The organism is Corynebacterium sp. HMSC036D03 (assembly GCF_001836185.1).
In the GTDB taxonomy this organism is placed as follows: domain Bacteria; phylum Actinomycetota; class Actinomycetes; order Mycobacteriales; family Mycobacteriaceae; genus Corynebacterium; species Corynebacterium simulans.
The window spans coordinates 1-11,240 of sequence record NZ_KV827765.1; the positions used below are offsets into that span (position 1 = coordinate 1).

Sequence of the window (11,240 nt, forward strand, 5' to 3'; positions counted from 1 at the left end):
CCCTGGGGTGGAACTGCTAACAACGTAATGGGTAAGGTCAGTAAATTGGGCCTGGCGTAATGCGATAAGGATTGCCTAACCTAATACTAGTTCAGGTGGTGTTCCCGATCGGGAATCGGCAACGGAAGCGAGGCGGCGACGATGAACGGAAAACGTGGATCGACCGGAGAACCCCTCTCCGGAGGGGGAGCCGGGGACGCGGTGGCGTCGCAGACGGATGACGGGCGGTTGGTGCACGTCGCACCGGTCGCAGCGGGTAGCCGACCATCCACCCGCGACATGCTCGTCGCCGCCGCGATTGGCGTCGCGGGGTCTCTCATCATCGTGCCCCTGACTTACCTGCAGGTGTTCGCCGGCATCGCCCACGTTTATCTCGTCGCGGCGACGCTCGGGTTGTGGTTCCTGCAGTGCGTTGTTCCCCTTATCGTCGTCCGCAAGCCTGGCGCGAGCCTCATCGCATGCCTTGCCATGGGCGTCGTGTCCGCGGCGACCACCCCATTCGGCGTCGCCGCAATCGGGGCGTTGATTGTGGAAGGATTGCTCATCGAGCTTCCGTTCATGGTCACCCTGTACCGGCGGTGGACGCGTCCCCAGTTCGTGGCGTCGGCGATGTTGTTCTCCGCGCTGATGGGAACGATGGCCCCGCGCGCAGTCGGCGTCGACTCGCTGACCACGCCCATGGCCCTGATCAGCTTCGCCGTAGCCTTGGCATCGAGCCTGGTGTTTTTGGTCCTGGGCTTTGCCGTCGCAAAGGGGCTTCGCAGCCGCGGGGTCACCCGGTGACCGCCGGAGCACCCGCGTGCGCCGGTGCGACACGCGGGACGGCCCCGGCCCGGTTACGGGTTAGTGGCGCGGGCGTGCGGCATGCCGATGGGCGATGGGCGCCCGACATGGTGGATCTCTCCTTCGATTTCGGCACGATCAACGCCATCACGGGACCCGTGGGATGCGGAAAGACGAGCCTGGCCCACCTTATCGCTGGACTGATCCCCTCGCACATCCCCATCGACCATGCCGGATTCGTGCACATCGTCGATGCCGACGGCACCGAACGCCCCGTGGACGGGGACCGGGTCACCTTCGTCGGGCAAGACCCGGCGACGCAGGTGCTCACGCTCCGAGTCGTCGATGACGTGTCCATGGCCCTCGAGTTTTCCCTCGTGGAAGCCGGCATCGTCGCCAAGCGATCAGCCGAGGCCCTATCGGAGCTCGGGCTGTCAGAGCTCGCGGAGAAGGATCCGTGGGCTTTGTCGGGTGGGCAACGCCAGCGGATGGCCATCGCCGGTGCGGTGGCCAGGGCGCCGGAGGTCATGATCTTCGACGAGCCCGCGGCCCACGTCGACGAGGACGGTCGCCGGTCGCTGTTCGCCGCCATCCGTGATTTGCGGGCTCCGGGTCGTGTCATCCTGCTCATCGAGCACGACCTCCGCCCGTTCGACGGGTGGGTCGACACAGTGACAATCCTCGATGCGGACGGGAGCGTCGCCGCGCACGGAGCGCCGGAGGGCATCGCGGTGAAGGGCATTGCGACGTCGGCCGCGACCGCAGGAGCGCCGGACGCCAGTGCGCCGGGCACGGGGCACCGGACCGTCTCAGTCCGGACCGGCGGCGAAGGCCCCGGGGAGCCGGGGATGGCGCCGATCCGGAATTGGAGGCGGACGCCGTTCCACTGCTGGCCTTGACCGGAGCCCATGTGGCCCGGGGCAGGGAGCGGATCCTGAACGGGGCCGATCTGACACTGGAACGGGGCGAGATCCATGCCCTGGTCGGCACCAACGGAGCCGGTAAGTCCACCTTGCTGGCGGTGCTGTCGGGCCAGATGAAGGCGGGAGCGGACCTCCGGATCGACGGCGAGCCAGCCCGGCGCGCCCCCGACGCCTTCGCGTCGTGGGCGTTCCAGAACCCCGAGCACCAGTTCACCCGCGCGACCGTCGCCGCGGAAATCGACTCCGCGCTGGCCGGCACGGACCCGCACGGGCCACTCGGCGCCGATGAGCTGCGGAAACTGCGGGAAGCCCTGTGCCCCCGGGCACTTGACCCCGTCTCGCCGTTCGTCCTGTCGGGCGGACAGAAAAGACGGTTGGGCATCTTCCTGGCGGTGGCGGCCAATCGCCGTTTGCTGCTTCTCGACGAGCCGTTGGCGCACCTGGATTCGCCGAGCTCGCGCATCGTGCTGGATGCGCTGGCGGAATACGCCGGGGCCGGCGGAACCGTTGTGTTCACGTGCCACGACCGCCGTGTCGCGCGAACGTGGGCGGATCGGGCGAGCATCGTCGCCGAAGGGAAGGTCGCCTGGTCCGGTCCCGCGACCGACGTGCCGGCTGCCCCGGAGTCGTCCCGGCGGGATCGCGCACTGCCCGCGGCCGGCGCACGGACGTCCGGGGACGAAAGTCCCTGGACCGGTGAATCCGACGCTCGGAGGCGCGCGGGGTTGAACGCCATCACGATCGTCGCGGCGGTGATGCTCGTCCTCGTCGCCGGGCTGCTCTTCGGCGGAGACGCCGTTCTCGCGCTGACTGGGGTTGCGTTCCTCGCACTCGCTGCGATCGCGGAACGCGACGTTCGGGCGACGGCGGGGAAGGTCCTCCTCGTCCTGTTGATCGGGGTGTTCTTCGGCCTGCTCGGGTGGCGCTCCGAGTTCTACGGCGGTGGGGATCCGGCGGAGGCCGTCCGCCACGGCATCCATCACGGACTGCTGCTGACAGCCGTGTTCGCGGGGACGGTCCTGGTCTCCGCGTGCATGCGCGTCGAGGAGCTTTTCGACGCCATGGTGCAACGCCTCCGGGTTCCCTACACATGGTGCACCATAGCGATTTCCGGGGTGAGCATCGCGGCGTTCCTGCGCAGCGAAATCCCCCATCTGACATGGGCGATTAGATTGCGCTCGATGCGACCGGGGCAGTCTTTCCGCTCCGGCTTCATTCGCGCGACGACGCCCGCGTGCATCGCCTTTCCCTTGTTCGTTAGCGCCGTGCGCTGCGCCGAAAAGCTGTCCCTGACCCTGGCGATGCGCAACTTCGGCCGTCATCCGCGGCGCACCTTCCGCACCGATCACCCCTGGCGAGTGCGTGACGGGTTCGCGGCCGCAGCGTCCGCCGCGGCCTTCGTCGCCGCCCTGGTGTCCGCAGTGACTTGACGGGCACCCGGAACCGGCGGGTCCCGGGCCCGCGAGCGTTTCCGAGCTTGTGCGGAGACGCGTCCCACCCAGTTGCTTCACCCTTTCAACCCTTCAGACACATCCTCCGGGTCACGCCATGCGGGCCCGGTCCGCCCGGCACCGGCATGGCGCCGACAACCGAAAGAGCTACCAATGAACACGATCCAGACCATCAGCGACGTGCTTCGGGACAAGGCCGATGAGACGAAGAAGGGGATCACCTTCGTCGAGAATCGGCGGGACGTCTTCGTCCCGTATGGCCGGGTCCACGCGGAGGCGGTGGCGGCTGCGACTCGGTTGGCTGAAGCCGGCATCGGCCCCGGCGATCGCGTGATCTTCCAAGTTTCGGAGAACCGCGGGCTCATCCGGGCGTTCTGGGGCTGCGTCTACGCCGGCGCGGTTCCGGCGCTTGCGCCGCCGGTGTCGGGCCCGGTTGACGTCGACAGGGTGCGGACGCTCTCGGACATGATGCCCGGGGCCCCGATCCTGGTCGACGAACGCAGCCACACGCTGCTCACCGGCGCAAACGGTGCCGTGGTCGTGGGCGAGGACCGGCTGCTCGACGTGTCCATCGTCAATGACGCTGCCGCGGAACCGGGTGCGGCGATGCCGGGTGATGCTGAATTGGACTTCTCTCAGGCGGGGGACGTGGATTCCGGGGATGGCGCCGAGGCGGTCCCCGCGTTCCCGGTGCGAGGTCGATTGCTGCCGCCACCGTTGTGGCGGTCGCGGGGAAGCCGGTCGCGCCGGGGTGCCGGGATCTCGTCGGTCACCCCCGGCTCCTCGAACCGGTCCTCGCCTTCGCCCGCGATGCGGGCATCCATATCGAGGTGCCGCATGACAACCCGACCACGGGGCCGCTGCCGACAGCGGCCCACTGCGATACCAAAGAAAAGGGGAAACGATGACGGATCAAGCTGAACGAGGTGCGGCGATCGTCGTCCGCGACCTCACGAAGAGCTACCCGATTGCGGGCAATGCGGGCACCCCGCCCGAAGGCGGGGCAGGTGCCCCGCCGGACGGCGGGCGCAAGGGAAAGCGCGGCGCCCGGATGCGCAAGCATGTGCTCGACGGCGTGAGTTTTACCGTGCCTGCCGGGGCGATAGTGTCGTTCCTCGGCCACAACGGTGCAGGCAAGACCACCCTCATCCGAATCCTGTCGACGCTCATCACCGCCGACTCCGGCGAGGTGAGCATCTTCTCGCGCGATGTGAAAGAGGACCCGGCGGGCGTGCGCGCCGACATTGCCACCACCGGCCAATTCGCGGCGATCGACGAGAACCTCACCGGCCGGGAGAACCTGGAGTTCTTCGGGCGGCTGCGCGGACTCGACCGCGCCGCCGCGGCCGCCCGCGCGACGGAACTGCTCGCGCAATTCTCGCTCGCGGACAGTGCCTCGACGCTGGCGTCGGCCTATTCGGGTGGCATGCGGCGCCGTCTCGACATCGCCGCGTCGCTGTGCGTCGTGCCCAGGCTGCTGTTCCTCGACGAACCCACAACGGGGCTGGACCCTGTCAGCCGCGAAGAGCTGTGGGGCTTCATCCGGCAACTGCGCGACGACGGAATGACCCTGGTGCTGACCACCCAGTACCTGGAAGAGGCGGAGGCGCTGGCCGACCACGTCCATCTGCTCAAGGATCGCCGCATCGTCGCCAGCGGAACGCCGGAGGAATTGCGCCGCGACTTCGGGTCGCACGTGCTCCGCGTGTCCTTCGCCACCGCCGCCGAGGCGGAGGCGTTCGCCTGCTGCCTCGGGGGAACGTGCCTAGACGGCGCCCGCGTCGCGGGGAAGTCGGTGTCCCTCGACGTCGACCCCGGACCGCGGGTCCTCGAGGCGGTGGCGCAGGCGATGGAGGCCTCGGAAGCGTCGCCGGATTCGCTGAGCGTGTCGCCGCCCACCCTCAACGAGGTGTTCATATCGATGAACGCAGGGGGTGCGGCGCGATGAGTGCGACGTCGGTCGCGGCGTTTCTCCGTCGGGATCTGCTGCTGTTGCGACGCAACACCGCGTCGCTGATCTCCATGTTCGTAGTTCCGCCCCTCTTCCTGCTGTGCCTGTACGCGGTGTTTGGGTACTCGGCGGGGCAATCCGGCTTCGGGTACCTGCGTTTCGTGCTCGGCGGCTGCCTGTTCCAGGCGGCGATGCTCACTGCCGCGGCGTCGGCGATGGCGGTGGGACAGGACGTCGAATCCGGGCTCGTTGACCGCGTGCGTGTGTTGCCCGGGGCCACAGGCGGCTATGTCGCCGGCAGGCTCGCCACCGATGTGCTGCGGATGTCCGCGTCGATCGCGGCGCTGCTGGTCGTCGCGTGGTCCTGCGGCCTCGACATGGCTGTCGGTGACGTCGCGTGGACTGTCCTGTGGTCGCTGCTCGCCGCGGCGGTCCTGTCCCTGGTCACGGACGGGGTGATCCTGATGGTGCCCGCCCCGGTGTCGACGGCCTCATCGATCCAGGCGCTGGAAATGCTGCTGCTCATGTTCTCCACCGCGTTCATTCCGGCGACCGCTTTGGACGGCTCCCTGCGCGACGTCTTACGTCACATGCCGTTTTCGCCGATCATCGAGGTGATCAGGGCGGCGTCCCCGGATGCCTTCCCGGATAGTGCCGGGGAAGAGGCAGCCCTGTGGCTCGGTGTCGCGGCGGTCGCCGGAATCGTCTTGTTCATCCGCCGGTTCACCTCGAGGAGCGAATCATGATCGGCGCCATCTTCGTGCATCTGCGGCGCATCGCCCACATTTGGCTGCGGCGCCCCGACTTCTGGTTCATGACGTTCATTGCTCCGCTCGTGTACCTGTTCATCGTCAACCGCATGTTCGGTGGCCTGGTCAGGCAGCTCACCGGAGAGTTCGAACTCCGGAACGCGGTCATCCTGGTCGTGACGGCGTGGGCGTTCATCCTGGCCATCACGGGATCGTCCACCGTGTTCGTTGAACGCAGCAATGGCTTCCACGAGCGGTTAATCACCATGCCGTCACCGTACGCGGCCGTGCCGGCCGCACGGATCATTGCCGAGTTCATCCGGATCATGGCGATGACGGCCGTCGTCGCGGCGGTGGCCGCCTTGCTTTCCGACGGCCCCCCGGAGGTGTCCTGGTGGTGGAGGATCGCGGTGACCGGGGCGATGGTTGCCGCGGCGGCCGCATGCACCGGCACGTACATCGCGTTCTCCATCACCAGCCCCCAGGGTTCCGTGGCCCTCATCCCGTTAATCATCGTTGCGATGTTCGTCAACACGGTGCTCATGCCCGCCGACCACTTCCGTCCCCTCCTGCGCGGAATCGCCGGGCACACCCCCGTATCCGCGGCCGGCGAGGCCGTCAACGGCACCGGGGCTGCGGGTCTGGTGGTCTGCGCGGCCTGGTTCTTAGGCATCGCCGTGCTCGCGGCGTGGGGCATCGCCGTGAAAACGAGGCCGGGGGAGTCTGCATGACGGGCACGTCCACGGGGGCGGCGCCGCCGGCGACGGCCCGCGAACCCGAGCACCTAACCCGAAACCGCCGCGTGGACGCGGCCCACACACCCCGGAGACAGAACCAGATGAAGTCGATTGCCCAGATCGTCCAGAACAACCGCAGACTCCTCGCGGCCTACGAGGACAAGGTCCAGCCGAGGTTCCTCAGCCGCTATGCGCGTGAACCGATGGACGCCGCCGCCGTGTATCGGAAGCTCCGTGCGCTGGATCCCGGGCCGGATGCGCCGGCCCGGGTTCTCGACCTCGGTTGCGGAACCGGGTGGCTCGCCCGCATGCTCGCCGCCGAGCCTCGCTATCGCAGGGCGAACATCGTCGGCTACGACCTGTCGCCCAATGCGATCCGCATCGCCCGCGAACGCGCCGCCGTCGAAAGGCTCGGGGCCCGGACGGAATTCCACGTCGCCGACGTCCTCGCGCCGCTCGCGGGAGAGCCCGGCAGGACCGATGAAATCTGGGTGTGCGGCGCGCTCCACCAAATGAAGGATGCGGGTGCCGCGCTCGGCAGGGTCGCCGGTCTGCTCGCCGACGGCGGCATCGCCTACGTGCAGACGTTCGCCGAGGATCCCGACGTGAACGAGCGGGTCGACATGGCCGTCATGGCGAAGATGGGTCACCGGGTGTTCCGGGGCAGCGAGCTCGAGGACCTCGCCGAAGCCAACGGGCTGAAGCTGGGCAGAGCCTCACACGCCGGCATGGTGTACTTCTGCACTCTCACGAAGAAAAGCGCGATCGGGGAGGCGGGCAAGTGAGCGCCGTGGACGGGACCGTAGGCCCGTGGTCGCTGCTCGCCCCGATCCGGACGCGGATGCGTGCGGTGGTCGCGTTATCCGTCCTGTCGTCGGTGGCTACCGTCGCTTCGCTGGTCGGCATCATCGACATCGCGATGACGTACCCGGAGGCCCCGGAGCATCGGACGTGGTTGGCCGTGGCTGTCATCGTCGTCGCCGCAACGGTGCGCATGGCCGCGGACGGCGCCGCCGGCATGCTCTCGCACCGGGCGGATAACGACCTGCAGCTCCACCTCCGGCGCCGGCTGGTCGCCCAAATCCGGAAGTTGCCGCTGGGCTGGCTGGACGCCCGGCGCTCGTCGGGAATCATCGGGTCGGTTGAGAAGGACGTCGCGGCTGTCCACCAGCTCATGGGCCACACCGTCGGTGAGACCGTGGTGGCGGTGCTGGTTCCCCTGCTTTCCCTCATCGCGCTCGTCGCGGTGGATTGGCGGATCGCGGCGGTGGCGGTCGTCCCGGTGCTGGTCACCTTCGCCCTGATGGGCGTGATGATTTCGCGCGGAGCCGGTCTTCAGCGCGACTACGAGCGAGCCTCCGAAGGAGTGACGGCCGCGGTCATCGAGTTGGTGCGCGGTATCCCGGTGATGAAGTCCTTCGGACGCGCCAACCAGGGCGCGGGGCGCTACGATGCCGCGGCGTTGTCGTTCGTCCGCGCGTGGTCCGCCTGGTCCCGGCAGTCGAACATCTATCTCGGGTTCATCGACGTGGTGACGTCCCCGATCACAGTCCTCGCAGTGGTGTGCTGGGCCGGCCTCGCTCTGAGGGACGCCGCGGGCGGCATACCGGAGGGTCTCGTCGCCGGGCTGGTTCTCAGCCTTGGACTCTCCGCGGCGATCGTGCGGGTGGCCATGAACTCCGAACCCATCATCGCGGGGATTGCCGCCCTGAAGTCCATCGCGGAGGTGCTGGGCACGCCGCCAATCGCCGAGCCCGCCGATCCGGTGCCCGTGCGCGGAGGCGCGCTCGAGGTCCGGAACCTGGTCTTCTCCTACGGCGATGGGCCGCGGGTCCTCGACGGGATGTCCGCGACGTTCGAACCGGGGACCCTCACTGCGCTGGTGGGGTCCTCCGGTTCCGGAAAGTCCACCGTCGCCCGGCTGTTGGCGCGTTTCCACGACCCCGTTGAAGGCTCGGTGCTGCTGGGCGGCGCCGATCTTCGCGACATCGCCGTGCGCGACGTGCACCGCTCGGTGTCGGTGGTGTTCCAAGATCCGCAGTTGCTCACGCTGCCGTTGCGGGAGAACATCCGGCTGGCCAGGAGAGACGCCACCGACGGCGAAATCATGGCGGCCGCGAAGCTCGCGAACCTCGATGCGGTCATCGCGGCGCTGCCGAAGCGTCTGGATTCGGTGGTCAACGTCGACGTGACCTTTTCCGGCGGTGAGGCGCAGCGCGTGGCCATCGCGAGGTCGATCGTCACGGACGCGCCGGTGCTCATCTTCGATGAGGCAACCGCTTATGCGGATCCGGCTTCCGAGGCCCTCATCCAGTCCGCAATCGAGCGTTTGGCCCGTTCGCGGACGGTGATTGTGATCGCGCACAGGTTGAGCACGATCCGCAACGCCGACCGCATCCTCGTTCTCGATGGGGGAGCGGTCGCGGAGGCGGGTACCCACGACGAGTTGCTTGCACGCGGTGGCCGCTACCGGGATTTGTGGCGCGCGTTCGCGCTCGACGACGAACCATCCGCTCCGCGGGGCACTGAATCAGACGATGAAAAGGCGGGGAACCGATGATTCGGGACTTGTGGTTGATGACGGATCGGCGCTCGAGAATGACGCTGGCGTGGCTCATTGCGTTGGCCGCGCTTGCCTCGCTGGCCCAGGGAGCGGCGTTCGTCGCGCTGCTGCCGCTGCTGTCGGCTCTGGCCGAGGGAGATGATGCGACGGCGTGGCGTTTCACCGGCGTCATCGCTGGCCTCGCGGTCGCCCATGCGGTGCTGTCCCTCGCCGCGGGGACGGTCGGCAGGGCGAATTCCGCAGCGGTGCTGTCGTCCCTGCTGCGTTCCCTGGGCGAACGCGTGCTGACGTTGCCACTCGGGTACGTCACCAAGTCCACGGCCGGCCGCTTTTCGGAGATGGCGTCGTCGGGTATCGCGTTCGCGGCGTCCGTGCCGCACGTGATCCTGCGGCCCGTCATCGCCGCGGTGGTTGCGCCGACCGTCATCGCCTTCGGAATTCTGGCGGTGGATTGGCGCGTCGGTTTGGTTCTCGTCGCGTCGGCGCCGGTGCTCTTCTTCGCCTACCGGGCCATTGGCCGGGTCGGCGGGGAGTCGGACGAAGCGCATGCTGACGCCGTCGCTGCCGTCTCCGGCAGGCTGATCGAGTTCACCCGCTGCCAGCAGGCGATTCGCGCCGCGAGCGACGGTTCAGCGGCGGACGCGATGGTGGATGAGGCGATCCGGGCCCAACACGATACGTTCGCGAAGGCGACGTCGACGCAGGGGGCGGCCATCGGACGGTTGAGTTCGGTCGTCCATGCGGTGTTCACGGCGGCGGTAATCGTCGCCGTAGCAGTTGCCGCGACGGGCGGGATGGCGCCGGCGCAGTTGGCGCCAATGCTCATCGTGGTCGTCCAGTTCACCGGACCGATCACCACGGCGGGAGCGTTGTCCGGCGGTTTCGGTGCGGGCCGCAACACGTTGGCTGCGTTGCGTGACCTGCGGGCGATCCCCGCCCTTCCCGAACCGACCGCACCGGAGCTGCCCAACGGGCATGACGTGGAGTTCCGCGGCGTGAGCTTCGGGTACGGGGATAAGAAGGTTCTCGACGGCGTCAGCTTCCGTGCACCTCAGGGAGCGCTGGTTGCTGTAGTGGGACCGTCGGGGGCGGGCAAGACGACGGTCATGCGGCTGCTGTCGCGTTTTCATGATCCGGACTCGGGGGAGATCCTCATCGGCGGGGTGCCCTTGCCTCGGATCGGCACCGACGGCGTGAACTCGCTGGTGACCCCGGTGTTCCAGGAGACGTTCCTTTTCGACGCGTCCGTGCGGGACAACGTGGTCTTCGCCGACCCCGAATTCGGTTCCGGGCCCGGTGACGGGGACCGCTTGCGCGAGGCCGCTCGGCGTTCCGGGGTGGACCGCATCGTGGAGCTGCTGCCTTCCGGGTGGGATACCCCGGTGGGGGAGGAGGGGACGCTGCTGTCGGGAGGCGAGCGGCAGCGCCTCGCCATCGCCCGGGCGCTTCTGAAGGATTCCCCGGTGGTGCTTCTCGACGAGCCGACGTCCTCGCTGGATGCGGCCACTGAGCGGGCGATCGTCGGCACGATGGAGGCGTTGCGCGGCGATCGCACCGTGATCGTCGTCGCCCATCGTCTGCACACCGTCCGCGATGCCGACCTCATCGTCGTGCTTTCGGAGGACGGGACGGTCGCAGAACGGGGCACGCACGATGAATTGCTGGCGAAGGGCGGCCGCTACGCCGAGTCGTGGGCGTGTCGGACGGGGAGCTCCTCGGGCGCCTGATCCTCATCACCTGGTCGATGCCCTCACGGGCGCCCTGCCGCAGCTTCCCGAATCCCACCGCCAGGCGCTCGGTGGGCAGAGCGAAACCGCCGACGAAAACACCGAGCAGCACGAACACCGACGAGCTGTAAGGCTGAAGCTTCCTAGAAAGCGAAAATAGCCCTCTTCCTCATCCCCCGTGAAAGCTGGGAGGGAAGGGGGCTCTTTGCTGCCTTGCCGCTAGCTACTACCGCCCGTGCACCTGGTTTTGAGCAATTTCCAGCCCGTGGCTGACGATTAGCTCCACTGCCTCCGCCGCGGTGGGCAGGGTGAAAGCGAGTTCGGACCTGACCCCTTTTTGGTGGACACCTGATATC

At 68.1% G+C, this 11,240-nt stretch carries 9 protein-coding genes and 1 pseudogene; all 10 read left to right on the forward strand.

What is annotated here, in order from left to right:
- The first annotated feature begins 141 nt into the window (after window positions 1-141).
- The 10 genes and pseudogenes from HMPREF2692_RS11850 to HMPREF2692_RS11890 all read left to right on the forward strand — a co-directional run bounded on the left by HMPREF2692_RS11850 (window position 142) and on the right by HMPREF2692_RS11890 (window position 10,884).
- Window positions 142-783: an ECF transporter S component gene (locus tag HMPREF2692_RS11850; RefSeq protein WP_070823704.1), complete on the forward strand. Its 642-nt coding sequence runs from the start codon at window positions 142-144 to the stop codon at window positions 781-783.
- A gap of 107 nt (window positions 784-890) precedes the next feature.
- A complete protein-coding gene (locus tag HMPREF2692_RS13445) occupies window positions 891-1,682 on the forward strand; it encodes an ABC transporter ATP-binding protein (protein ID WP_246823456.1) in 792 nt (263 codons plus the stop codon).
- Between the two features lie 11 nt (window positions 1,683-1,693).
- Window positions 1,694-2,083, forward strand: a pseudogene (locus tag HMPREF2692_RS13580) (ATP-binding cassette domain-containing protein); the annotation flags it as partial.
- 1,227 nt (window positions 2,084-3,310) lie between these two features.
- A complete protein-coding gene (locus HMPREF2692_RS13040; RefSeq protein ID WP_070823705.1) occupies window positions 3,311-4,078 on the forward strand; it encodes an acyl-CoA synthetase family protein in 768 nt (255 codons plus the stop codon).
- Window positions 4,062-5,105 (forward strand): ABC transporter ATP-binding protein, encoded by a 1,044-nt coding sequence (locus HMPREF2692_RS11865; protein ID WP_061921079.1) that lies wholly within the window; start codon window positions 4,062-4,064, stop codon window positions 5,103-5,105. The genes HMPREF2692_RS13040 and HMPREF2692_RS11865 overlap by 17 nt, the downstream gene beginning before the upstream one ends.
- On the forward strand, window positions 5,102-5,854 hold the full coding sequence (locus HMPREF2692_RS11870) for an ABC transporter permease (RefSeq protein WP_070823706.1): 753 nt from the start codon (window positions 5,102-5,104) through the stop codon (window positions 5,852-5,854). The genes HMPREF2692_RS11865 and HMPREF2692_RS11870 overlap by 4 nt, the downstream gene beginning before the upstream one ends.
- Window positions 5,851-6,588 carry an ABC transporter permease gene (locus HMPREF2692_RS11875; RefSeq protein ID WP_062041717.1) on the forward strand — a complete coding sequence of 246 codons (738 nt, stop codon included), beginning with the start codon at window positions 5,851-5,853 and terminating at the stop codon, window positions 6,586-6,588. The genes HMPREF2692_RS11870 and HMPREF2692_RS11875 overlap by 4 nt, the downstream gene beginning before the upstream one ends.
- Window positions 6,585-7,379: a class I SAM-dependent methyltransferase gene (locus HMPREF2692_RS11880; RefSeq protein ID WP_235597070.1), complete on the forward strand. Its 795-nt coding sequence runs from the start codon at window positions 6,585-6,587 to the stop codon at window positions 7,377-7,379. Before HMPREF2692_RS11875 ends, HMPREF2692_RS11880 begins: the two co-directional genes overlap by 4 nt.
- Window positions 7,376-9,154, forward strand: a complete 1,779-nt coding sequence (locus HMPREF2692_RS11885; protein WP_070823708.1) for an ABC transporter ATP-binding protein — start codon at window positions 7,376-7,378, stop codon at window positions 9,152-9,154. Before HMPREF2692_RS11880 ends, HMPREF2692_RS11885 begins: the two co-directional genes overlap by 4 nt.
- Window positions 9,151-10,884, forward strand: a complete 1,734-nt coding sequence (locus tag HMPREF2692_RS11890) for an ABC transporter ATP-binding protein (protein WP_061921088.1) — start codon at window positions 9,151-9,153, stop codon at window positions 10,882-10,884. Before HMPREF2692_RS11885 ends, HMPREF2692_RS11890 begins: the two co-directional genes overlap by 4 nt.
- Window positions 10,885-11,240: the final 356 nt, after the last annotated feature.